Genomic DNA, 24,965 nt, shown 5'->3' on the forward strand with positions numbered 1-24,965 from the left:
TTCTTGGAGTATCACATAATGAGGGCCAAATATGGCGAAAATAGCAATGTTTGAAATTAAAGAAAGTTGGGAAAAATCATTTTACCAAAAAGAATTGAAAGGACATGAAATTAAGTTCTTCAAGCAAACAATTCAGGAAGTTAAGCCTGAGTCTTACTCTAACGCAGATATAATATCAACCTTTATATACTCAAGAGTAACTAAAGATATCATTGATAACACACCTAACCTGAGGTTTATCACTACCAGATCAACAGGTTTTGACCATATTGATTGTAATCACGCTAAGAGCAAAGGAATAAGTGTTTCAAATGTTCCAAATTATGGTGAAAACACCGTAGCGGAACACACATTCGCCCTGATACTATCACTCTCAAGAAACATTCATAAGTCTTATGTCAGAACAATAAGAGGTGAATTCTCTATTGAAGGATTGAGAGGATTTGACTTAAGAGGTAAAACAATAGGCATAGTAGGAACTGGTAGAATAGGACTTCATGTTGTGAAAATGGCTCTTGGTTTTGGTATGAATGTCATAGCTTATGATAGAAATCCAAATACTCTTATGAGTAGTCTTTTAGGTTTTAGGTATGTAAGCTTTGACGAACTTATCTCCACATCTGATATCATATCTTTACACATACCTTACTTCCCAGAAACTCATCACTTGATAAACATAGAAGCTGTAAAGAAAATGAAAAAAGGAGTAATAATAATAAATACTTCAAGAGGAGGACTAATTGACAATGATGCACTACTGTATGGCTTGAACAAGGGTATAATCGCTGGAGTAGGGTTAGATGTTATTGAGGGGGAGGAAGCACTCATGAAGGAAGATAATCTTCTTACTAACTCATCTGACTATTCTAAGCTAGTTACCGCACTCCAGAGTAATATACTACTACATAGAGAGAATGTCGTATTCACACCACACAACGCTTTCAACAGTATAGAATCAGTCAGGAGAATTGCTCAAACTACTGTTGATAACATAAAGTCGTTCTTACAAAACAAATTGATAAATGTAGTAAATAAGTGAGTAAAAAATTCTGCAAGATAGTCTCATAAATGTTGTAAGTTTGTGGTGTTTGATTTTCAAAAGTATTTTTCTTATAATTTTACTTGCTTATGTAAAATTGCAAGTAGATTATTAAATATGGGAGGTAAAATATGGTTTGGAAGAATGAAAAAATAGAAGAATTAATTAAAAAAGCTTCTGAGATGATTGATCAGAAGCAGTATAGTAAATCTATTGCACTTATAGAGGAGGGGTTGAAAAATAATGAAAATAACACCGATCTATTGTATCTTCTTGGAACTGCTTACAGAAAGAGTCTAATGTTTGATGAAGCAATTAACACCTTCAACAAGTTGTTATCAATAGACCCCAACAATAAAAAAGCACTACTAGGGCTAGCAGACTCCTGGAGAGGTTTAAAGAACTGGGAAAAATCTCTTGAGGTATGGAACAAATACATACAAATAGAACCCAAAGATTCACTCGTCATAACCAGAATGGGTGATGCTTACAGAAAATTGAAAAACTATCAAAAAGCAGAAGAGTGTTATGTAAAAGCTATTGAACTCAATAACAAAAACAAGTTTGCTTTGATGGGAATAGGAGATATGTTTTATAAACTAGAGGAATTTGATAAAGCACTAATGTACTGGGAGAAATTGATAGAAATAAGACCTAACACACTTAATGTCCTAACGATGATAGGTAATATATACAGAAGGAAAAAGATTTTCTCAAAAGCTGTCGCATATTATCAAAGAGCACTTGGGGTTGATTACGAAAACTTCTATGCTTTATACGGTATAGCAGATGCCTTAAGAGGAATGGGACAATTCAAAGAGTCTCTAAAGTATTGGATAAGACTTGCAGAAAAGTATCCCGACAACCCAAAAATACTTACACGATTAGGAGATACTCTGTTAAAAGTCAATAAGGACAGTGAAGCAGAGGTTGCTTTCAACAAAGCTCTAGAGGCAGGTTATAGTAAATATGCTCTTATAGGACTCGCAAAAATAAAAACTAAGCGTAAAGAATTCCAGCAAGCGATAGATATTTGCAACTCACTTATGAAACAACATCCTGATGATATAAGAATAGTTTTACTACTTGGCGATATATATGAGAGCATGGGACTTAAGAAAAACGCAGAAGCGTTGTATAAAACCTCATTACAAAGATTTAAAAACAATAAAGAACTAACATCTAGATTAAGCAGACTTTCTCTGAAGAGTTTTGAAGATAGTATAGAAAAGGTATAAGATCACTGGATATACCGATAACCCTTCAGATCAAATGAGAAAATATCGTCACTCACTTCAAAACTAAATCTTCGAATATAGTTTATGTTAGTTTCAGTAAATAAAACGGTCTTTATTACACCCAACTGTTCAACCACGTAACCTTTGAAGAAGTATTCTTTTGATTTCTCATCTAAAGTCAACTCTTTCAACGCAAATAGCCTTGAAAAATTTTCATAATTATACTCATATCCTGCTGACCTTAAAAGAGAGGAATCAAAGTTCGTCTTTATTCTCATAAGGTCAAGAGTTATAAGATAATACCCTCCGAAATTATCAACCAACCTTACACACCTAAATCCATTTACATTCGTAAATTCTCCTGAGTAAGATATCTTTATCTCTCCGACAAATGTCTTAGCAAACCTTATAAAACCATTTATTCTACCAGATAGCTCATCTAACCACTTTCTTATAGGTAAGACTCTGTATTCTCTATTCTTCGTATCAATAACTATCGCCTCAGACTTATCAATGTTATATATTATGATACTATTGTTTTGAGTTCTATCAGTTCTAAACATATTACCCTTGATGTAAGTTCTTGTGTAATTCGTTTCTTTAAAATTTCTTATAGAAATCTCCTCGTAGAAAAATTCTATATTAGCGTATGAGTAAATATTGATAACTAACAAAAATAAGATAACTTTAAATGCTAGTTTCATAGTTTATTAAAGATAACAAAAAGTCAATAAAAATCAAAAATTACGACCTATTCTAGTAGTTAGACATCCTCATCTTTCACAATAAAAATCAACTATGGACTTGTTTGAAACCCTTAGCCTGTTTAGAGTTTTGACAATATCTTTGTTTAGTCGTGTATCCAGAAACGAAGTTATCCTACCTCTAGATAACTTGCCTACTAATACATTATCCTTAATCTTAAAACGATATGAAACAAGGTATAATAATACCAGATCAAAGATACTTATCTTATCAATAGGTATAAGATAAGAGTTTTTGTTAAAAACTTTTATGTTCCTGTGTGTTTTCTGGTTTGGTATTATAACATTGATTATACCATCTCCGAGCAAGTTATTGCTTACAACTACCAGTTCATTCTTCATAAGTGTCTTATAGAAATTGAGAGTCTCCCTGTTTATACTTCGGTAATTCCTGATGTAGTGTCGTATAACATCTTCAACTTTATGATACTCAAGAACATTCATAAGAGATACAAAAGAAGATGTGAAACTGTCTGAAAATCCTAGTGTTATCTTATTAACGAATTTCTTGAGTGACAACAATGGTGAGTTATTGAGCAATTGCTTAAAAAAGTTCTTATCTTCCTCAATATAGTTCAAAACACTTAAAGGAATATACGATCTTGAAGCAATAAACCTAAAATTTTCAGAAGGAGAACTTTGATAATTTACAAAGAACGACAAAATCTTTGACAAAAACTTAACTTGTTTAGTAGTTATCCTTTTCTGGACGATACTTCCGCGATTTTCATAAACGAATAATGATATCTTTTTATCAAATCTTATCTCTTTCCCGTATTTAATACTCTTTTTCGTTATTGAGTAGTTCTGCGATATTTCAAGATTGTTTATAACTATCTTGTCAGCATATTTCACAATACTAACATTCTTACCATCCATACATTTAAACTATTCAGAATTTTTACGCGTAATTTAGGATCAATCACTATCACATTATTTTCTATGAACATATACCTATTTTCAAAATTCAAGACTATATAACAAAGTTAAAAATTCTTCTTCAAAGCAAGATATACAATCTGTCCGAACGAAATTCCTCCATCATTTGGAGGAACCCTCTGATTTGTTAAAACCTTAAATCCCTCACTTTTAAGAACTCGGATAGTTTTATCCAGTAGATATCCATTTTGAAAAACACCTCCACTCAAAGCAACATTTCTACATCCAAACATTTTACTCATCTCACTAACACACGTCCAAATTATCTTGACTAATGTATTATGAAACTTGAGACTTATTACTTCCTTTGGAATATTCTCATTCAAGTCTTGGTAGATACCCAGGATTATCTTCCTCCAATCAATCATCTCTCCTTCCAAACCAAACTGATAAGTATCATCAGAAAACTGACTTGCATCGTAAAGAGCAAATTCAAGTTCCATAGCAGATTGTCCTTCAAATTTTGAGTAGTTTGAGATACCCAGTATTGAGGATACACCATCAAACAGCCTTCCCGCACCAGATGAATTTACAAAATATCCTCTTCTGAAAAGATTTACTACATTCCTTACCTCTGGATTATCTCCGTATATCTTAAACACTGCTTCATCAAGCGAAGACATAATAAGAAGTGCTACTCCTATCCTCCATGCCTCCTTGATTGAGATCTCACCCCCTACGAGAGGTATAGGTAAGAAGTGGAAGACTCTCTTAAAGTCCCCCTTGCTTACAAACATAAATTCACTGCCCCATATTTCTCCATCCGTTCCGTATCCAGTTCCATCCCAAGCAACACCTATAACATCCTGATCAATCATACCATTCTCCCCTATAACTGAAAGTATATGAGCAAAGTGATGTTGAACCTTTACTATATTTTTACCATTCTTTTCAGCAAACTGTGTAGATACATAATCTGGATGGAGGTCACAGACAGTATATTCAGGTTCTATAGAGTAAAATTTAGTTAGATCCTTTATACTTCTTTCAAAAGCCTTTATAGACTCAAGAGTTTCAAGATCTCCTATATGCTGACTCATTACAACATACTTATCAACAGACATTGCCACAGTATTTTTCAGATGTCCTCCAACACCGATAGCAATAGACAAAGGTTTATCCAGAATTAGCGGCTTCGGGACAAATCCTCTAGCCCTCCTTATGAGTATTGTATTACCATCAGAAGTTATCTTAATAACACTATCATCAACATGTCTTACAATTCTACGATTGTGTATCAGAAAGTAATCTGCTATGCCTTTGAGCCTTTCAAATGCTTCCTCATTATCTATACAGATTGGTTCATCTGATATATTGCCACTTGTGAATACAACAGGAACCTTAACCTCTTCCATAATAAGTATATGTAATGGTGTATAAGGTAGAATACACCCTAGAAAAGGATTCCTCGGTGCAACGAGTTCAGAAATATCTACTCCCTGCTTTCTTCTCAAAAGAACTATAGGAGCAATATATGAAACAAGGTATTTCTCTTCTACCTCGCTAACATAGCAATATCTCTCAACATCTTCTAAACTCCTAAACATAACTGCAAAAGGTTTTTCTTCCCTTCTCTTCCTTCTCCTTAATTCTCTGACAATATCATCACTATCAGCCCTACAAACAATCTGAAAACCACCTATGCCTTTTATAGCAACTATATTACCCTCTAGTATTAACCTAGACGCTTCTCTTATAACCTTTGCTGTGTATTCTCTCCTTTCGTTTTCTTTTTTCGGGTAGCTACCTAATAAATTCCTAAGGTTTGAGTCAAGAAATTCTAGATGAGGGCCACACTCAAAGCAAGCAACTGGCTGTGCGTGAAAACGCCTATTTGAGATATCTTCATATTCACTCCTACAGAACTCGCACATATCAAAATCTCTCATTGATGTGTTGTGTCTATCATAAGGTATGTCTTCAATTATAGAAAACCGAGGACCACAGTCAGTGCAGTTTATGAATGGATATAAGAATCTTTTGTTTTTACTGTCAAATAACTCTCTTCTACAATCTTCACATATTGAGATATCTGGTGGAATGATAGGTAGTTTTTGAACACCTTGAGTGCTAGGTAGTATATTGAATTCATTCTCACCTAATACTTCAATCTCTTGAGTTTTGAGAGAGTATATCTCACTTGCCCTAGGAGGAGATGTAAGGATTATATTGATAAAATCATCTATCTTATCTTTAGTTCCTTCAACTTGGATATACACTCCACTACTGTCATTTCTAACCCATCCACTAAGTCCTAGTTGCTTACAAACTCTATACACAAATGGTCTAAAACCAACGCCTTCAGATAAACCCTTTACTTCAATAGAATATCGTTTAATACTCATAAGGTAATTATTTTGAAGAAAAAATCTCATTTCAAACTTATAAATTTTTGAAAATAACATCTATACTCTTTGAGTATTCAAGAGTAAATTTTATGCTCTTCGTAAGAATTTTGATTTCTTTGGTCTTTTTGTGTTGTTTATATTTCAATACAAATGCTCTCTCATATAAGAAATATGAATTATTGCTATCTGAAAGCAATTATATATTCGTTCAGGCTTCATACAAGAGTGAGAGTCTTTCATCACAAGTATTTTACAAGTACAATGAGTTTTTGTCTTTCGGTTTTGACTTCTGGGGCATATTCTCTGTGCCTATATACACCTACTCTGGATACATAGAGGAAAACCTAACTTTTTACAAGATTGGAATTTATGCTAATATCTTTAAGTTCAGATTGTTTAACAAAAAATTTGGTTTTATTACAAGATTTTCAACAGGAAGTATTATTGATTATAGGGATTTTTTAATTTCGTTTGAGATTTATTCCTATGATAGCCTGCTAGAGAATCTGTACTACTTAATTTCTCTGAAAGATGTAGGTTTCGGTATTTACTATACTACCTTCATTCCTCTGAATATCGTAGTTAGTCCAATCTTGATTTCAACAGGTATAAGATACAAAATCTACAATCTTAACATAGATACCACTCTGTTTGGTATAGCCGAACTAGATACAGGTAGATATTCAACCTACGCTAGTTTATACCTCGCTTACAAGTTATTTGAAGGAATGTCAATTGGTTTAGGTAACACTTTCAGGATTGGTAATTACCTAAACATTGAACTTTTCTCATCATTAAGTAATGAGATTTTTACAATCAGAGCTGGACTAGGTTTTGGATATATCAATGGCATTATAGCAAACTTTGAATTCTCAACAAAAATATAGTAAAAGTATATTTATACAAACCTAAACCATCCTGTTTCAGTTCCGACTAGTATCGTAGAGAATTTTGTGAATATTCCGTTTTCAATTATACCTGGTATGCTTTTAAGCCATCGCTCCGTTTCTTTTGGATTCTCAAGCCTCATATAACACTCAAGTAAAAAATTCCCATTGTCGCTTACTACAGGTCCTAACTTACCTTTTCCAACCCTCAACGTTGGGTTGAATTCCTTAAGTTCCTTCATAACTATCGGTGCAGCGAACGGCAATACTTCCATATTCACTACACCTTCCAAGACACCATCAACGATCTTTGATTCATCCACTATAACTACAAACTCATTAGCATTATAGTCAATTATTTTTTCTCTTGTTAGAGCTCCACCTCCCCCCTTTAGAAGTGCCTCTTTATTTGCTTTATCAGCACCGTCAATAGCAATATCTATTCTATCAACCGCATCTGTTTCTGTGACGAATATACCATTCTGTATTGCAAGCATCCTTGAAGAGTAAGAGGTAGTAACACATACAACATTTAATCCCTCTTTGACTCTTTGACCAAGTAGTTTTATAAATTCTTGAACTGTTGTTCCACTTCCTAAACCTATTATCATACCACTCTTCACATAATCAAGAGCTGCCATTGCTACATTAACTTTTGGCAAAGATGACATTACATTCCTCCAATAGACAACGAATTATAAGAGGATATTAGGCCAATACATATCACAATCTTTCTACCTGATCAAAATTTATATTCAAAGGTGTCTCCCTATTAAATATAGTTACGTTGACTTTAAGTTTGAACTTATCTGGATAAACTTCAACAACCGTCCCAACAAGTCCCTTGAAAGGACCATCAGTTATCTTAACCTGATTTCCGACCTCAAATGAAGAAGACAAATCAACGAATGCTCTACTCTTAAATTCACCAGTTCTCTCAAATATTGCCCTAACCTCTTCTATTGACAGTGGTTTAGGAGGAACTTTGTAGGATCTTACTCCGCTTTGCTCATATTTAGCACCTAAAAACCCAATAACACCGTGAATATTCTTTATACTCCTTAGAAAGTACTCAAGACTTCTTTCTTCTGACGGTAAGTCAAGTTCCATCAGAATATACCCTGGAAAGATTCTTTGCTTTTTTGAGTGCTTTTTATCATCTTTGCCTTTAACTTCAACGACTTCAGTAGGAACTTTAATATTAACAATAACTTTTCTTATGTTTTCATCCTTTTCTGAAAGTCTCTTGACTTTCTCAACAACATTACTCTCAAGCCCTGCTATAGTATGTAGAACATACCACGCTCTACTCATAAGCCAAACCTTTACTTTAGTATCATACCAACTATGGTTGAGGATACGAAATCAACTATTCCAAGTATTATTGATACTATGATTATAAATAATATTACTACTCCTGATGAAGAGATTACTTCTTCTTTAGGAGGCCACGAGACCTTCTTCATCTCATCAACAACATCTTTGAAGAACTTGACAATTCCTTTTATCATATCATCCCTCTCAATTCATTCAGGCCTGGTGGGGCTCGAACCCACAACCTCCGGATTTGGAGTCCGGCGCTCTGGCCAATTAGAGCTACAGGCCTATGGGGATGGAGGGACTCGAACCCTCACGGGCATTCACCCAGGGGATTTTAAGTCCCCCGCGTCTGCCGTTCCGCCACACCCCCACCCAAAAACATAAATCTATTATATACAACAAGTCGTTAGTATTTCAACCTGAAGTCTGGATTAGTAAATAAAACAATAAGATTGATAAAAACATAGTAACAATCACAACATCTTTAGTAAAAACTTTGGAATTTCGGGCAAAGTCGCTAAAATTATTGAAAGTATTTTGCAACAAATTGAATATTATATCTATGGTTATAGCAATCTTCTCTGATATTCATTCAAATCTTGAAGCACTTGAAGTGTTCTTCAATCAAGTCTACGGTAAAGTTGATAGGTATATATGTTTAGGAGACATTGTTGGATATGGACCAGATCCTTCACCTTGTATATCAATAGTGAGGAATATATGTGGGGCTGAATGGGCAGTAAAGGGTAACCACGACCGTGCTTTGATTAGTCCAAAAGAAACATCTAACTTCAACTTCGTCGCAGCGGAGGCTATATTCTGGACACTTGATAGAGTTTCGGAAACAGACATTGAATATATAAAAAGTCTAAGTGATGTTATAGATTATAACGGATATATCTTCACTCATGGAGGACTTATAGATATAGATGAATATATAACATCAATCTCTTCAGCTACTAGAAACCTAAACAGGTTGAGTAGATTAGGTAAGAGAATAATGTTTTACGGGCATACGCATATACCAGCGATATGGTCATCCAAGGGATTTCAACCAATAGAGTACGGGAAGAAGATATACCTTGATAAGAACGAACTATATCTTATAAATCCCGGAAGTATCGGACAACCTAGAGATAACTCACCCTTGGGAAGTTATCTACTGTTTGATGAAAGTGATACATCAGTAGTTTTCAGAAGGTTTGAGTATAACGTTCGTGAAACCTACCGAAAGATTACATCAAGAGGACTTCCAGAATATCTAGGCAGGAGATTGATGTTTGGTGTCTAGTATTGAATTACTATTATCTTTTCTATCTTACCATTAACAACTCTTTCAACTTTCATCTCCATATTATCAAGAACAATTTTCTCCCCGCTCTCTGGAATTTTACCCATCCTCTCAACTATGAAACCTGAAACAGTGCTGTAAAACTGTGATGTTATTTCAGTTTGGAAGAACTCGTTGAAATCACTTATAGGCGTATCACCATAGACAAGGTATTCATTCTTTCCAATTTTGGTTATTTTAGAAGTTTCTTCCTTGAATACATGATCAAATATTATTTCAGGACTTATAAAACCTATTATGTTTCCATACTCATCAACTATGGCAACTGCAGTAAAACTTCTTGACTCCAAAAGCATATCATACAACTTTTTGGTTTCTGGAACAAAACTTATAGGTTCTACATAGTCTTTAATATTACCATTGCCAACAATAATCCTACCAACATTCCAAGGTCGTATAACCCCAACTATATTATTCCTATCATTCTCATAAACCAGTACATTTGAGAAATTCAGATCCACGTTCCTTAAAACATCTTTGTTATCCGCTTCAACCAATACCAAATTACTTATAGGTATCATAACTTCTTTCGCATCCATATCTAGCAACTCAATAAATTTCTTAATTTTTGGGTTTTTCGTGTTTCGTTTTACTATATTTACCAACTCTGTCCTGTCCTTCTTTGATAGATAACCAGATCTACTAGTAAATGGATATATGATCCTTCTGTCAACAAACCTAAAAAATGTTTTACCTACAAGGTTTATAATAAATACAGACTTTGATATACCCAAAACTGTCCTCTCTGCGATTGAGTATCCACCAATTTTAGGCAGTATTTCTCCGAACAAAGTTATAAGTAGAGATATTACTATCGTTGATGTTATTATACTCAAAGAGACTAACAGGTTTGACATCACTATAGTGAATGTTGTATTGAATAACATGTTGATAAAAAGTATAGTTATTAGTGTCTCTCTGTGTCTCTCAAGAAGACTCTTCAGATACTTACTCCTCTTCCTATCTTTGATTATAAGTTTGTGAAGTTTTACCTTATCCACTATAAAAAGTGATAGTTCGGAAAATGATGCAAACATAGACCCTGCTATTGATACAACAGCCACCAACGATAGAACTACTTGAGTCGTTTCCATAAAAACTTGAAACCTTCTAAACTTTGTATTATTTCTTCCAGAGTCTTATCTCCAATTAACTCCAGTGAATATTTTAAAACACACTCTGACATAACGTAAATTACTTACTATATTTTTCATTATTCACCATAGGATCTTGCAATTTCAAAACACCCTTTCCAATTGAAGTCTAAAACATTTTGGATGATGGATTGATAAGTCAGTTCTAGAGCACCATCAATTCTAGAATTAACTTGACATAAAAACACAACAACATTTTATATTTCTATTGGTGAATAGTATCCAAAGATTATGAACAGAGTTCTAGTAGTAGATGACGAGATAAACATAACCAAAACAGTAAAAGAGGTTTTGGAAGATTATGGATTTCAAGTAATAACTCTCAACGATGAACGCAAAGTTATGAATATTCTCAACACCGAGGATATTGATGTAGTTATATTGGATCTACTGATGCCCTCAAGGAGTGGAATAGAAATTCTAAAGGACATAGTCAGTCAATTCCCTTTAACACCTGTTATAATAATATCTGGACATGGAACAATCTCCGCAACAGTTGAGTGTATAAAGGTAGGTGCTTTTGACTTCATTGAGAAACCAATATCAATAGATAAACTTATCAGCACTGTGAGGAATGCTGTAAGGTTCAGGGAACTTGAGGTAGAAAAGAGTTATTTATGGAAAGAGTATAAACTCATAGGTTCTTCAGAGCATACAAAGAAAATTCTTGAAACTATTGACAGGATTAGTGACAATTCTTCAACGGTTTTAATAACTGGAGAAAATGGTGTTGGTAAAGAGGTTGTTGCTAGATTAATACATCATAAAAGTTCTAGAAATTCAGAACAGTTTGTAGCAATAAACTGTGCAGCAATTCCAGACTCGCTACTTGAGTCCGAATTATTCGGATATGAAAAAGGTGCTTTCACAGGTGCAATATCTTCCAAAAAAGGGAAAATAGAACTCGCAGATAAAGGGACTCTCTTCCTTGACGAGATAGGTGACCTACCTCTACATCTACAACCTAAACTATTGAGAGTATTACAAGACAAGGTAATAAATAGACTAGGTAGTAATAAGGATATACCTGTTGATATTAGACTTATCTGCTCAACAAACAAAGACCTGAAGAGTATGGTGCGTGAAGGTAAATTTAGAGAAGACTTGTTTTACAGAATAAATGTTATACCTATACACATACCACCACTCAGAGAAAGACAAGATGACATAATGGATATAGCCAACTACTATTTGAATGAATTTTCAAATAGTTACAGAAAGAAGATTACTTTTGATGAAAAAGTGATAGAAGTATTCAAAAACTATAGATGGCCAGGTAATGTAAGAGAATTGAGGAATATCGTTGAGAGACTAGTCATAGTAGCATCTGGAGATAGAATAACCTACCAAGACATTCTCAACTTTACTCCAGAATTACTTGACAAAGACTTAACATCTGAATTTAGATTTTTCAACCTACCTTACAAGGATGCAAAGGAAAAGTTTGAGAGAATTTATTTCAATAAGATGCTAGAAAAGGCAAATGGAAGTATTTCAAAACTTTCAGAACTTACTGATCTTGACAGGACATATCTATATCGTAAGTTAGAGGCTCTCGGTATAAAAGTATTCTGATAGCCTTAAATTGAAATAGGACTACCGACCTCATTCATACTCATACTAGTCTTATGAACTTTGAAATTTTGAACTTAACATTTTCTGCTAGGAGTATTGACGAATGTAAAAGGGTTCAGTTAATTATCAAGGATCTTGTTGAAGAAAGGGAACTTGATCTTTCAAAAGTTAGAACTATTGGTGGAGTTGATGTAAGTTATTGTGGTGATTATGGGATAGGAGTTTTAGTAGTAGCAGATGCTACTAACAACTTCAACATTATTGAACAAGTTGTTAGTAGAAGTAGAATAAGTTTTCCATATATTCCTGGTTTTCTTGCGTTCAGGGAGATACCAGTAATAATTGACACTCTAAATCTTGTAAAAGACCTACCTGACATAATAATAGTTGATGGACAAGGTATTGCTCATCCTAGAAGGGCTGGTATAGCGACTCATCTAGGAACTATAATTCAGAAACCAACAATAGGTTGTGCTAAATCACTTCTTTATGGGCAATATGTCGATATTCCTAACATCAAAGGATACGAAGGAAATATAATTGATCCTCTTACAAAGGAGATCATAGGTAAAGTTATAAGAACGAAAGTATCATCAAGACCAGTCTTTGTATCAGTTGGTAACTACATCAGCCTAAGGCAGTCAGTTGATATTGTTAAAAATTTATCTGATATTGGGAATAATAGGCTACCCCTAGTAACATTCCTAGCAGATAAAATTTCAAAATCTGAGAGAAAGAAGCTTTAATTATCAATTATTATTCCGACTTTACCATTGTAGAATACTTCATAGTTCTCCTCAAGAGATAGAATTTTTTCGGCAACATTATCTTCAATGACTATGTCCGTCAGATTTTCTCCTTGTATTGCTACAGGGAAAGCATAAAGCACCCTATCACCAAAGATACCTGTTTTCAGGGCATCTTCAAGAGACCTAAAGAAGTTTATGTATCTACCTTTACCTTTATAGTCAGCATAAGAATATATGATCTTTCCAGACTTTGATAAGATTTTGACAGAAAGAGATATATTGAATTTATGTTTCTTGGTTGATATTATTAAACCTGTGTATTCTTTAGGTTCTGTTAAATTTACAAATTCCTTGTATTCTCTTGGCAGAAATGCTAATTTCATAATATCAAAAATACCATTATCTGCGAATATATCTATACTATACCTTGCTAGAACTCTTCCACCAAAATACCTAAAGTTTTGAACATTTATCTTCTCTAGGAAGGAGATAATATTCTCTCTTTTCTCTGGGAATGCTGAAAGTATATCCTCAACCATTCTGTTTTCATCAAATATTATTCTTTTCCGCAATATATCAAAGGCCTCTGAAACTAGTTTTCGTTTCACACTGTAATTCAGTTGGAGTATATCTTGATGGAACGATTTTCCAACAAGTGGTAGTTCACTAGATGAGTATTCAATCACGAGAAGTCCTTTAGTCCAGTTTACATAAGAATTTGATGATAGTGTCACTATTACATCAGCACTAGAATTTACTGAAAAAATAAGTAGAATAGCAAAAAAACTGAGAAATTTTATAGAAGATATTCTCTTCATCTTTAGAATGTTCGGAATTTGAAGTTAGATTTATAGGGTATATTCCAAAAGCAGATAAGAAATTCTAAAAAATACTATATAATAATTAATAAAGGTCTGGCGAGTACCTACTTTCCCACCCCGTTGCCAGGGCAGTATCATCGGCGGTGTGGAGCTTAACTTCCGGGTTCGGAATGGGACCGGGTGTTTCCTCCACCCTATTCCCACCAGACAATAAAACACTCCATCTATACTAAAGTCGTATAGATAGAGAATTGTTTAATATATTAATTTATATTAACTTTGGTTTATGGCAAGATAGCTATGCCAGACGGACTATTAGTAGTGCTCGGCTCAACACATTTCTGTGCTTACACCTGCACCCTATCAACCTAGTAATCTTCTAGGGTCCTTCAGGAGCACCTTATCTTGGGGTGCGCTTCCCGCTTAGATGCCTTCAGCGGTTATCGCTTGAAGACATGGCTACCCAGCGCTGCATCTGGTGACACAGCTGGTACACCAGAGGTCTTCTCACTCCGGTCCTCTCGTACTAGGAGCAACTCCCCTCAAGTGCTCAAGCGCCTGCGACAGATTGGGACCGAACTGTCTCACGACGTTCTGAACCCAGCTCACGTACCCTTTTAATGGGCGAACAGACCAACCCTTGGGACCTTCTACAGCCCCAGGATAGGATGAGCCGACATCGAGGTGCCAAACAGGGCCGTCGATATGGACTCTTGGGCCCTATCAGCCTGTTATCCCCGGGGTACCTTTTATCCGCTGAGCGATGGCCCTTCCACACAGAGCCACCGGATCACTAAGCCCTGCTTTCGCATCTGCTTGACCTGTCGGTCTCACAGTTAAGCTCCCTTATGCCTTTGCACTCAACAGCTGGTTTCCGTCCAGCTTGAGGGAACCTTTGGGCACCTCCGTTATCTTTTAGGAGGCGACCGCCCCAGTCAAACTGTCAACCTAGCACTGTCCTCTTTCTTACACAGAAAGAGTTAGAATTTCAGTATGCTAAGGGTGGTATCTCACCGACGGCTCCACTCCGCCCGAAAGCGGAGCTTCAAAGCCTCCCACCTATCCTGCGCATAGCACACCGAAATCCAATGCCAAGATACAGTAAAGGTCCACGGGGTCTTTCCGTCCCGCCGCAGGTAGCCAGCGTCTTCACTGGCCTCGCAAATTCGCCGAACCCCTCGCCGAGACAGTGCTCAGCTCGTTACGCCATTCATGCGGGTCGGAACTTACCCGACAAGGAATTTCGCTACCTTAGGACCGTTATAGTTACGGCCGCCGTTTACCGGGGCTTAAGTTTGGAGCTTCGCAGGTTACCCTACTAACTCCTCCCCTTGACCTTCCGGCACTGGGCAGGCGTCAGCCTCTATACTTCCTTTTACAAGTTAGCAGAGGCCTGTGTTTTTGTTAAACAGTCGGCTGAGCCATTTCACTGCGATCTCTTCTACAAACACTCGGGAGAGTGTATGCAGAAGGAGACACCCCTTATCCCGAAGTTACGGGGCCAACTTGCCGAGTTCCTTGGCGAGGGCTCATTCGATCGCCTATGGGTATTCCCCTAGCCCACCTGTGTCGGTTTGCGGTACAGTCAGCGACTATATACCGCTTAGAGGCTGTTTCTTGGCAGTATAAGCCCAGAGGACTTGGCTCTTCCGAAGAAGAGCTCGTGCTCGGAATTCAGCATTACAGGGACAAGGATTTGCCTCATCCCAAGCCTCCTTCCTTGAACGCCCATACCATTAGGACGCTCCTCTTGCTAACCTGCGTCACCTCATCGCTTAAGATATAGTCGCTGGTGCAGGAATATTAACCTGCTTCCCATTACCTACGCTTTTCAGCCTCGGCTTAGGGACTGACTAACCCCAGGTTGATCATCGTTGCCTGGGAAACCTTGGGCATCCGGCGGAGAGGATTTTCACCTCTCTTAGTGCTACTCAGGCTGGCATTCTCACTTCCATGACCTCCATCAGATCTCTCGACCTGACTTCACTGGTCATGGAACGCTCCCCTACCGCTCTAGTCTTTTTGACTAGAGCCTATGGCTTCGGCAAGATACTTAAGCCTCCTCACATCTTAAGCGCAGGATCTCTCGACCAGTGAGCTATTACGCACTCTTTAAATGATGGCTGCTTCTAAGCCAACATCCTGGCTGTCTTAGAGATCCCACCTCCTTTGACACTTAGTATCTTTTAGAGGCCTTAGCCGATAGTCTGGGTTCTTGCCCTCTCGTCCATAGAGCTTACCCCTACGGACTGAGTCCTCAGATTTCACATAAGGCATTCGGAGTTTGGTTAGGCTTGGGAACTTTTGGTCCCCTTACCTATCCAGTGCTCTACCTCCTTATGCTACTCTTGAAGCCCACACCTAGATGTGTTTCGGGGAGAACCAGCTATCACCGGCCTTGATTAGCCTTTCACTCCTAACCACAGCTCATCCGAGAATTTTGCAACATTCATCGGTTCGGACCTCCCCCAGGGTTTCCCCCAGGTTCATCCTGGCCATGGTTAGCTCGACCGGATTCGGGTTTATCATCTATTACTAGCGCCCTATTCGGACTCGCTTTCGCTACGGCTACCTTACTTACGTAAGTTAACCTCGCAATAGATGATAACTCGCCAGCTCATTCTTCAATAGGCACGCCATCAGGGATTACTCCCCTCTGACGGATTGTAGGTAGAAAATTTCAGGTTCTATTTCACTCCCCTCTCCGGGGTTCTTTTCACCTTTCCCTCACGGTACTAGTTCACTATCGGTCATCAGCGAGTATTTAGCCTTGGAGGGTGGTCCCCCCTGATTCTCACAGACCTCCACGTAGTCCGTGATACTCGGGATAAAATCCAGGAAGACTTCTACTTTTCGTCTACAGGGCTATCACCTTCTATGGCTCATCTTTCCAGATGATTCGACTAAGTAGAAGTTTTGTAACTTCCCGAGAAGTCTAGAGCCTTCTCCGATTTTATCCCACGACCCCAACTTAGCAACGCCTCTAGGCTTACACTAAGTTGGTTTAGGCTGTTCCCCTTTCGCTCACCACTACTAAGGGAATCTCAATTGATTTCTTTTCCTCCGGATACTGAGATGTTTCACTTCTCCGGGTATAGCCTCATCCACAAAAGTGGATGATATACTACCTTATTAGGTAGTATGGGTTTCCCCATTCGGGCATCTCAGGATCAAAGGATATTTGCTCCTCCCCTGAGCTTATCGCAGCTTATCACGCCCTTCATCGCCTGCTGATGCCAAGGCATCCATTTTCTACCTCTAAATTGCATAGCTACCTTTACCATAAACCAAAGATTATTTTCTAGAGCAACTTCTTCGCTTATAGCCCAGGTGGAGGTGAGGGGAATTGAACCCCTGACCTTCTCGGTGCAAGCGAGACGCTCTCCCTCTGAGCTACACCCCCACATCATTACGATGTGGGCCCAAGTGGACTCGAACCACTGACCTCACGCTTATCAGGCGTGTGCTCTAACCACCTGAGCTATAGGCCCAAATAGATACAGATAAAGTAAGACGATACATATCTGCCGGGTTTAATAAGATCACCTTAAGGAGGTGATCCAGCCGCACGTTCCCGTACGGCTACCTTGTTACGACTTCACCCTCCTCACCAGTTCAACCTTAAACAATTAGAGATTGTCTTCAGGTTGAACCGACTCGGGTGGTGTGACGGGCGGTGTGTGCAAGGCCCGAGAACGTATTCACCGCGACATAGCTGATTCGCGATTACTAGCGATTCCGGCTTCATGCAGTCGAGTTGCAGACTGCAATCTGCACTGAGGGTAGTTTTAGGGATTAGCTTCTCCTCGCGGAGTTGCAACCCATTGTCCTACCCATTGTAGCATGTGTGTAGCCCAGGGCATAAAGGCCATACTGACTTGACGTCATCCCCTCCTTCCTCCAGCTCATCGCTGGCAGTTTCCCTAGAGTTCCCAGCATTACCTGATGGCAACTAGGGATAGGGGTTGCGCTCGTTTAGGGACTTAACCCCACACCTCACGGCACGAGCTGACGACAGCCATGCAGCACCTGTGTATCGGCCTCCGAAGAGGCGATTACTATTTCTAGTAACCTTCCGATACATGTCAAGCCCTGGTAAGGTTCTTCGGTTAGCATCGAATTAAACCACATGCTCCACCGCTTGTGCGGGCCCCCGCCAATTCCTTTGAGTTTTAACCTTGCGGCCGTAATCCCCAGGTGGCGAACTTAACGCGTTGGCTACGGCACCGAACCAAAAATTGATCCGATACCAAGTTCGCATCGTTTACGGCTGGGACTACCAGGGTATCTAATCCTGTTTGCTCCCCCAGCTTTCACCCCTGAGCGTCAAGACCAGGATAGGAAGCTGCCTTCGCCTTTGGCGTTCTACCCGATATCTACAGATTTTACCCTTACACCGGGCATTCCACTTCCCTCCCCTGGCTCCTAGCTATGTAGTATCAAGTGCCTTTCTAAGGTTGAGCCTTAGGCTTTGACACTTGACTTACATAGCCGCCTGCGGGTCCTTTACACCCAGTGATTCCGAGTAACGCTTGCCCCTCACGTCTCACCGCGGCTGCTGGCACGTGATTAGCCGGGGCTTATTCTTGAGGTACCGTCATCATCTTCCCTCAAAAAAGAGGTTTACACCCCGTAGGGCTTCATCCCTCACGCGGCGTCGCTGGGTCAGGGTTGCCCCCATTGCCCAAGATTCTTGGCTGCTGCCTCCCGTAGGAGTCGGGCCCGTGTCTCAGTGCCCGTGTGGCCGGCCATCCTCTCAGACCGGCTACCCGTCATAGCCTTGGTGAGCCGTTACCTCACCAACTAGCTGATAGGCCTTGGACCGATCTCTAGGCGGCAAAAACCTTTAATCTCGGATCTTCAAAATCCGAGATATTATGTGGGATTACCTTCAGTTTCCCGAAGCTATCCCACACCTAGAGGCACGTTATCCAAGTATTACTCACCCGTTCGCCGCTATCCTAGAGAAAACCCTAGGACCGCTCGACTTGCATGCCTAAGACACGCCGCCAGCGTTCACTCTGGGCCAGGATCAAACCCTCCATTATAGAATTTATACTCTAATTATGTTTTCCGCACACAACCCGGCAGATACATATAGCCTTACTACTATCTACTAGAGCAACTACCATCCTTATAGGTAAATTTAATTATAACACATCCAAAACATACTTTCAACTAAAATTCAACTCATTTTTAGGTAAAAAAAATTATAATAATAAAACACACCAAAAGTCAATCTTAATTCACTGAAGTTTGGTTAAGAGTTCGGCATTTTTTGTTGAGGAGTACTCTGAATACACCATTTTCATAATTTACCCAAGCAATTCTCAATCCTCTCTGTAGAAAGTTTTTGATAAAGTGATTTGTGGTTTTTCGTTAGTAATATTTTATTTTTTACCTTTATTTTACGATATAAGAGAGTATTTTTACATTAAGCTATTACCAAACTACTCCACAGAACCTCAGACTAATTAAATTGAATTCTATCATTGATTTTTTTAGAATAATAAATGTTTATGAAATCTCAGAAGATAGGAGACATACTAGTCATAACCCTAGAAGGAGTGATAAATGTTCAGTCTTCATTAGATCTTGAAGTCCAGTTAAACCTCCTCTTCAATGAGAAAAGTGCAAAAAAAGTAATATTAGACTTTTCAAATGTCCAGCACATATCTAGTAGTGGCCTAAGAGTTATTGTTAGTTTCTACAAAAGAGTTGTATCAAATGATGGGAAATTTGCAATAACATGTTTGAACAACAATATAAAAAAGATTTTCAAAATAGTTGAATTGGACACTGTTTTTGATATCTACGACTCTGTTGATGAGGCATTATCAAAAATCTAGCATGGTATTCTATACACAAGAGGAGTTTAACATGACTATATTAGAAGTAGGTAATAGAAAGATTACTTCCGATGAGTTTATAAACACAATGTTTGCACTCCTTTTAGGTCACTCAATATTGGATAATGATATCAACACTAAACTACAAAAGGATGAGATAGAAAAGTTTTCCAAAATTATATTTGACTTAACGCTTGAAGATTTAATAACTAGAAATACGATAATTGAATTTTTATCATTCAACAACAAAACAGTTGAGAGCAATTCGTTTGGAGAGCTAGATGGAACTTCTCTTAAACAGATGATTACATCAAAACTGGAGTTAATTGGAGGAGTTGAGTTTTCAGATCATCTATCTTCCGATATACTCACAAAGATTATGAACCAGAACGATACAATATTTAGATACATAGAAAATGAACTAGAACGTTCGGGAACTACCAGTTATGAAAATATCCAAAGATACTACAATTACACTTTCAAAGGATTTCTGATACTTTCAATATTATTCGCTTCATTACCCAAATTGACACCCAAAAAGGATAAAGATGAACTTGTGAAAAAGATGATGGAAAATGATCCCAGTGATGTTGAGAAGTTTTACTTAAATGACCCACAGAAAATAGTTTATTACTATGAGAATGTAAACGTATTTAACTACTTCACAAGTAGTGAAGATTTTGAGAGCTTCAAGATGTATAGGCTCTATGATATATTGGCCGGATTTGGTATCGACCCCGACAATATGGTTCTAGATGAAGATGTCAAAGGGAAACTTATAGAGATACCAACAGAAAGTAGAGAAAACTTCTACAAATTTACAGAAATTGAATATGAAAAACCTACTTTCAACGATAGTATATATGAATATATGAAGGAAGAAGTTGTTAAAAACCTTTACGATGAAGCATTTGACAAAATATATGACAGTATATCTGAAAGTGTGAAAATTAAGTATTACGAGGATGAACTAAAAAAACTTGAGAGGATGATAAGACCTATCTCAAGAAAATGGTTTGAGAATATACATAGAATCTATGATTTTTAAAACAACAGTTTTAAACAGATGAAGTTTGGCCATTTTTATCTCTTACAACTAGTGATAGAATTACGGATACTGTCAGTATTGATACTATTATACCAAATGATAGTAGTGAGTCTATGTGTAAGTGAAAGATTTCTTTTACTATCATCTTGACACCAATATAAGCAAGTATAACAGACAAACCGTATTTTAAGAACCTGAATAATTTCATTATCCCTGCCAATGCAAAATACATAGACCTTAGTCCCATCACAGCATATATGTTTGAAGTATATACTACTAACAAGTTGGTTGATATTCCCAAAACAGCAGGGACCGAATCAATAGCGAACATAACATCAGTTGCCTCAACTAGGATAAGACACAGGAAAAGAGGAGTAGCCCACAATCTTCCGTCTATTTTAGTAAAAAATTTTCCATTAACATAGTCTGGAGTTATCCTAAAGACTCTTTTTGCTAACCTATACACAAGTCTCTTCTCAATTTTTCCACTATCCTCCTCTTTTTTAACGAGTAACATAATTGCCGTGTATATCAAAAGTGCTCCAAATATTATGAAGAGCCATGAAAACTGCTTGACCAAAGCAACACCGAGGACTATAAATATGCCCCTAAATACTATTGCACCAATAACTCCCCAAAATAATACTTTATGTTGATACTCCTTAGGAACTCTAAAAAATGTGAATATTACAAGAAACACAAACAAATTATCAACACTCAGTGATAATTCAACAAGATACGCTGTTATGTATTGAACCCCTAAATCTCGTCCTTCAAAACCAAAAATCAGTATAGAGTATAGTAGTGCTGTTGTTATCCAAACTCCTGAAAGTATTAATGCTTTCTTAAGCGTTACCTCTTGAGGAGTTCTAAAAAAGACAAACAGATCTAGAAATAATATAGTAAAGAAACTAAACCAAAAAACCAACCACAAAACTATGTCAATACTCATTTTTCCTCCTTTGAAAGTTTGAAAATTATAATATTGTGTTGCTTTACAACCTCAACTTTAATCCCTAAAATATCACACAGAGACTTTACTATATAGAGCCCCAGTCCACTACCACGTAGCCCCTTGCTATTACTGGCTCTATAAAACTTATCAAATATTTTGTCTAACTCATCGTCACTTAAGTCACTAGATACATTTGATATAGAAATTTCAAAACCTTTCTCACTTCTAACTTGTATTCTAACCTCCTCACCACTAGGAGAGAATTTAAAAGCGTTGTCTGTGATATTGAAAAGAATAAGTCTAATTTTCTCCCTATCCTCAAATATCTCTTCCTTACCTTCATATATGGTATTTACTTTAATATTCTTACTTTGATATGAAGGAACAAGATTGTCAAGAACAGAAGATATGATCTCTTTAAGTGAAAACCACTCCCTATTTATTGATATTTTCTTTGAATGTATATTTGATAGACTCATTATATTTGATATAGTGTTTGAAATTCTTGAGATGTTTGAGAGTGCTATACTGACAACCTCTTCGGAAAACGCTCTAGATAGTAGTATGTTTTCCAGAGCCAGTGATAGATTAGTTATTGGTGTGTTCAGTTCATGCGATATTATGCTTAAGGTTAGTTCGGTGATACTTTCCATATTCTTTTGTTCAGATATGTCAACAAAATAAATTATTGTCAAATTTCCAGAACTTTTTTGACAGATCCTTATCTTTCTAGACTGTCCTTCAAGCATAATTTCTGTCTCATAGGTTTTGCTGTCCTTGAAGCCGGATATTTTAAAACTCGTCAGCGGCAAAATTGAAAAGAGTTTTTTACCTATATAACCTTGGGTTAGTTTGAAGAACCTCCGAACAAAGTCGTTGTAGAACACTATATCTCTCTCTTTGTTAAGTATTATGATACCTATACTATCAATCAGATTTATTACTTTGAGAATATTTTTTTTCATATCCTCTATCTGTCTACTCTTTCTTATAAGCATTGAGATATTTTTGACTACAAAACTAGGAAATTCCTGAAACGAGGAGAGAGGATAGTATTCCACATTGTTTTTCTTTACGAATTCCTCTGCAACATAAATTCCAACTACTATCCTGACAAATATTACGGTGATATAGACAGATAGAACTAACATTAGGATGCTTTCTACGACAAAGATAACACTAAGGTAAATCAAATTAATTATCAACTGTGCTACAAATATAACAATGATGGGCAACAGTATGAGTGTTATAATTTTTACTTTCTTATCTGATCGTTGAAATATGCTAATTAAGTTTTTAATCATTAGGTGTTATTTCAATTATCACTTTCCCGTAATCAACTATATCTCCATCTTTGACTAATATGTTGCTGACTTTACCACTTACTGGTGAGGTTATCTCATTCAATACACCGAGAACTTCTATATTACACAATATATCTCCTTTTGACACATTTTTACCTACAGAAGATATTGAATTACCTTTCTTATCATTGAGCCTAAATATACCAACGAATGGAGATTTAACTTCTACTTTGGGTAGAGCCTCATCCTGTTCTTGTTGTTCCTCAACTTCGTAATGCACAACAGGTTGTTGATACTCAACTATTTCTGAACCATCAGAGAACTTAAGTGTTATCTTTACATCTTTGGTCTTTAAATAGAGTTCTTTTATACCTGATGACTTGGCTATTTCTACTATATTCTTTACCTCTTTTATCATACTATCCCTCCTTTTAAGATTAGTTTCTAACTATTTCTATAAGTTTCTTACCTATGTATGTGTTGTCAAAGATACCAACAAATTGATCGCTACCAGGACCGTAAGAGAAAACAGGAACTAATTCCGCTGTATGATCTTTTGATACAAACCTTATGGTTGTTGATTTCCCAACAACACCTCCTATTATTCCAACACCACCTGTTTCATGGTCTGATGTAACTATCACGAGTGTATCTTGGTTTGTAATAGCAAAATCAAGGACTATCCCCACAGTATCATCAAAATCTTTCATCTCTGCAACGATACCTTTTGCGTTGTTGGCATGTGCCTCCCAGTCTATTTGAGAACCTTCAATCATAAGGACAAATCCTTTCTGACTCTTTGAAAGGATTTCAAGAGACTTTTTTGTCATCTCCGAAAGAGATACTCTCCTATTACCGCTCACAACAGATGGTAAGTGCATAGGTTCTAGCAGTGCCAGAAGTTTTTCAAAACCTTTCGTATTATGCTTACTAAAGTCATCGTAATTCGTTATTATGTTATACCCTAATGACCTCATAGTATCCAACAAATTCAATTGAACCTTTGGTTCAGTTTTTGTCTCCTCTTGATATCCTTCCTGCGTTGCTGAATGTGTCGTACTTGGAACGAAGAAGGATAATCCTCCACCTATAAAGACATCAATCGTCTGATTTGTTGCGAATGTTGCTATCTCCGCTTCGTTACCCCTTGAGCTTACATGCGAATAGAAAACCGCAGGTGTTGCGTGAGTTATGCTACAAGTTACTACTATACCTGTGTTTTTACCTTTTGTTTTAGCAACTTCCATAACAGTTGGAACAACTGTTCCGTCCGGTAAGACAGAGATATAGCCATTTTTCGTTTTAAACCCGGTTGCTAGTGCTGTTCCACCCGCACCAGAGTCTGTTATAAGAGATCCATCTGCATGAGTAGTCATAAGACCTACGTTCTTGAACCTTGAGATGTTAGCGTTTGTGTTAACAAGATAGTATGCTGATATAGCACCTATTCCCATCCCATCTCCAATCATTATTATGATATTTTTAGGTATAGGTTCTTTTTGTGTTTCTTTCTTTTGCGTTTTAGGGTATGATGGTTCAAAAAATAGAACGATAAACAAAACAGAAATTACTATTTTTGGAAAAGTTTTAGAGTATATCATCATAACATTTTTTGAAAAACATT

At 37.1% G+C, this 24,965-nt stretch carries 20 protein-coding genes, 4 tRNA genes and 3 rRNA genes; 8 read left to right on the top strand and 19 right to left on the bottom strand.

The features are described from left to right. Positions 1–31: 31 nt before the first annotated feature. Together NZ579_00365 and NZ579_00370 are read left to right on the top strand one after the other, a co-directional pair. Positions 32–1,039, top strand: coding sequence for a hydroxyacid dehydrogenase (locus tag NZ579_00365; protein MCS7298404.1), 1,008 nt, complete (start codon positions 32–34; stop codon positions 1,037–1,039). A 131-nt stretch (positions 1,040–1,170) separates the two neighbouring features. Then, complete coding sequence (locus NZ579_00370) at positions 1,171–2,277, top strand: tetratricopeptide repeat protein (GenBank protein ID MCS7298405.1); 1,107 nt, start codon at positions 1,171–1,173, stop codon at positions 2,275–2,277. 2 nt (positions 2,278–2,279) lie between these two features. Here NZ579_00370 and NZ579_00375 read toward each other — a convergent pair whose 3' ends face one another. The 3 genes from NZ579_00375 to hypF all read right to left on the bottom strand — a co-directional run bounded on the left by NZ579_00375 (position 2,280) and on the right by hypF (position 6,325). Beyond that, the gene (locus NZ579_00375) at positions 2,280–2,981 is read right to left on the bottom strand and encodes a hypothetical protein (GenBank protein MCS7298406.1); all 702 of its coding nucleotides are present in this window, start codon (positions 2,979–2,981) and stop codon (positions 2,280–2,282) included. A 69-nt stretch (positions 2,982–3,050) separates the two neighbouring features. After that, a complete protein-coding gene (locus NZ579_00380; protein MCS7298407.1) occupies positions 3,051–3,920 on the bottom strand; it encodes a hypothetical protein in 870 nt (289 codons plus the stop codon). 107 nt (positions 3,921–4,027) lie between these two features. Beyond that, positions 4,028–6,325, bottom strand: a complete 2,298-nt coding sequence (gene hypF, locus NZ579_00385; GenBank protein ID MCS7298408.1) for a carbamoyltransferase HypF — start codon at positions 6,323–6,325, stop codon at positions 4,028–4,030. 92 nt (positions 6,326–6,417) lie between these two features. On the opposite strand from hypF, the gene NZ579_00390 reads away from it, so the two are divergent. Then, a complete protein-coding gene (locus NZ579_00390; protein MCS7298409.1) occupies positions 6,418–7,215 on the top strand; it encodes a hypothetical protein in 798 nt (265 codons plus the stop codon). A gap of 11 nt (positions 7,216–7,226) precedes the next feature. Here NZ579_00390 and rpiA read toward each other — a convergent pair whose 3' ends face one another. The 5 genes from rpiA to NZ579_00415 form a co-directional block, all read right to left on the bottom strand. Beyond that, positions 7,227–7,886: a ribose-5-phosphate isomerase RpiA gene (gene rpiA / locus NZ579_00395; protein MCS7298410.1), complete on the bottom strand. Its 660-nt coding sequence runs from the start codon at positions 7,884–7,886 to the stop codon at positions 7,227–7,229. A gap of 52 nt (positions 7,887–7,938) precedes the next feature. Continuing rightward, on the bottom strand, positions 7,939–8,529 hold the full coding sequence (gene nusG / locus NZ579_00400) for a transcription termination/antitermination protein NusG (protein ID MCS7298411.1): 591 nt from the start codon (positions 8,527–8,529) through the stop codon (positions 7,939–7,941). An 11-nt stretch (positions 8,530–8,540) separates the two neighbouring features. Continuing rightward, positions 8,541–8,726, bottom strand: a complete 186-nt coding sequence (gene secE, locus NZ579_00405; GenBank protein ID MCS7298412.1) for a preprotein translocase subunit SecE — start codon at positions 8,724–8,726, stop codon at positions 8,541–8,543. 20 nt (positions 8,727–8,746) lie between these two features. Next, positions 8,747–8,821: transfer RNA gene (locus NZ579_00410), tRNA-Trp, on the bottom strand. 1 nt (position 8,822) lies between these two features. Then, positions 8,823–8,905: transfer RNA gene (locus tag NZ579_00415), tRNA-Leu, on the bottom strand. 192 nt (positions 8,906–9,097) lie between these two features. On the opposite strand from NZ579_00415, the gene NZ579_00420 reads away from it, so the two are divergent. Then, a complete protein-coding gene (locus tag NZ579_00420; GenBank protein ID MCS7298413.1) occupies positions 9,098–9,826 on the top strand; it encodes a metallophosphatase family protein in 729 nt (242 codons plus the stop codon). Here NZ579_00420 and NZ579_00425 read toward each other — a convergent pair. Beyond that, positions 9,823–10,980, bottom strand: coding sequence for a CNNM domain-containing protein (locus NZ579_00425; GenBank protein ID MCS7298414.1), 1,158 nt, complete (start codon positions 10,978–10,980; stop codon positions 9,823–9,825). The two genes, NZ579_00420 and NZ579_00425, sit on opposite strands and share 4 nt — an antisense overlap. A gap of 291 nt (positions 10,981–11,271) precedes the next feature. Between NZ579_00425 and NZ579_00430 the strand changes: the two genes are divergently transcribed. Both NZ579_00430 and NZ579_00435 read left to right on the top strand, forming a co-directional pair. Beyond that, positions 11,272–12,615, top strand: a complete 1,344-nt coding sequence (locus NZ579_00430) for a sigma-54 dependent transcriptional regulator (protein MCS7298415.1) — start codon at positions 11,272–11,274, stop codon at positions 12,613–12,615. Positions 12,616–12,668: 53 nt separating this feature from the next. Next, on the top strand, positions 12,669–13,361 hold the full coding sequence (locus tag NZ579_00435; protein ID MCS7298416.1) for an endonuclease V: 693 nt from the start codon (positions 12,669–12,671) through the stop codon (positions 13,359–13,361). Here the strand turns inward: NZ579_00435 and NZ579_00440 are convergent. The 6 genes from NZ579_00440 to NZ579_00465 all read right to left on the bottom strand — a co-directional run bounded on the left by NZ579_00440 (position 13,358) and on the right by NZ579_00465 (position 19,233). Further along, positions 13,358–14,182: a hypothetical protein gene (locus tag NZ579_00440; GenBank protein ID MCS7298417.1), complete on the bottom strand. Its 825-nt coding sequence runs from the start codon at positions 14,180–14,182 to the stop codon at positions 13,358–13,360. The genes NZ579_00435 and NZ579_00440 overlap by 4 nt on opposite strands. A gap of 94 nt (positions 14,183–14,276) precedes the next feature. Next, positions 14,277–14,393: ribosomal RNA gene (rrf, locus tag NZ579_00445) — 5S ribosomal RNA — on the bottom strand. Between the two features lie 86 nt (positions 14,394–14,479). Further along, positions 14,480–17,458: ribosomal RNA gene (locus tag NZ579_00450) — 23S ribosomal RNA — on the bottom strand. A 58-nt stretch (positions 17,459–17,516) separates the two neighbouring features. Further along, positions 17,517–17,588 (bottom strand) — tRNA-Ala (locus NZ579_00455). 14 nt (positions 17,589–17,602) lie between these two features. Beyond that, positions 17,603–17,676: transfer RNA gene (locus NZ579_00460), tRNA-Ile, on the bottom strand. A 57-nt stretch (positions 17,677–17,733) separates the two neighbouring features. Beyond that, positions 17,734–19,233 (bottom strand): 16S ribosomal RNA (locus tag NZ579_00465). Together the 16S, 23S and 5S rRNA genes with 2 tRNA genes alongside form the textbook arrangement of a ribosomal RNA operon. A gap of 471 nt (positions 19,234–19,704) precedes the next feature. Here NZ579_00465 and NZ579_00470 point away from each other — a divergent pair. Together NZ579_00470 and NZ579_00475 are read left to right on the top strand one after the other, a co-directional pair. After that, on the top strand, positions 19,705–20,034 hold the full coding sequence (locus tag NZ579_00470) for an STAS domain-containing protein (GenBank protein ID MCS7298418.1): 330 nt from the start codon (positions 19,705–19,707) through the stop codon (positions 20,032–20,034). Between the two features lie 31 nt (positions 20,035–20,065). Then, positions 20,066–21,082 (top strand): hypothetical protein, encoded by a 1,017-nt coding sequence (locus NZ579_00475; protein ID MCS7298419.1) that lies wholly within the window; start codon positions 20,066–20,068, stop codon positions 21,080–21,082. Between the two features lie 10 nt (positions 21,083–21,092). Here NZ579_00475 and NZ579_00480 read toward each other — a convergent pair whose 3' ends face one another. From NZ579_00480 to NZ579_00495, 4 genes are read right to left on the bottom strand one after another with little or no spacing between them, the layout of a single operon-like run. After that, positions 21,093–22,034 (bottom strand): TerC/Alx family metal homeostasis membrane protein, encoded by a 942-nt coding sequence (locus NZ579_00480; GenBank protein MCS7298420.1) that lies wholly within the window; start codon positions 22,032–22,034, stop codon positions 21,093–21,095. Beyond that, on the bottom strand, positions 22,031–23,341 hold the full coding sequence (locus tag NZ579_00485; protein MCS7298421.1) for an ATP-binding protein: 1,311 nt from the start codon (positions 23,339–23,341) through the stop codon (positions 22,031–22,033). Before NZ579_00485 ends, NZ579_00480 begins: the two co-directional genes overlap by 4 nt. Next, a complete protein-coding gene (locus NZ579_00490) occupies positions 23,334–23,759 on the bottom strand; it encodes a biotin/lipoyl-binding protein (protein ID MCS7298422.1) in 426 nt (141 codons plus the stop codon). The genes NZ579_00485 and NZ579_00490 overlap by 8 nt, the downstream gene beginning before the upstream one ends. 19 nt (positions 23,760–23,778) lie before the next feature. Continuing rightward, entirely contained in the window at positions 23,779–24,942 is a 1,164-nt protein-coding gene (locus NZ579_00495) for an alkaline phosphatase (GenBank protein ID MCS7298423.1), read from the bottom strand. Positions 24,943–24,965 lie beyond the last annotated feature (23 nt).

This window comes from Spirochaetota bacterium (genome assembly GCA_025061835.1).
Taxonomy (GTDB): domain Bacteria; phylum Spirochaetota; class Brevinematia; order DTOW01; family DTOW01; genus SKYB106.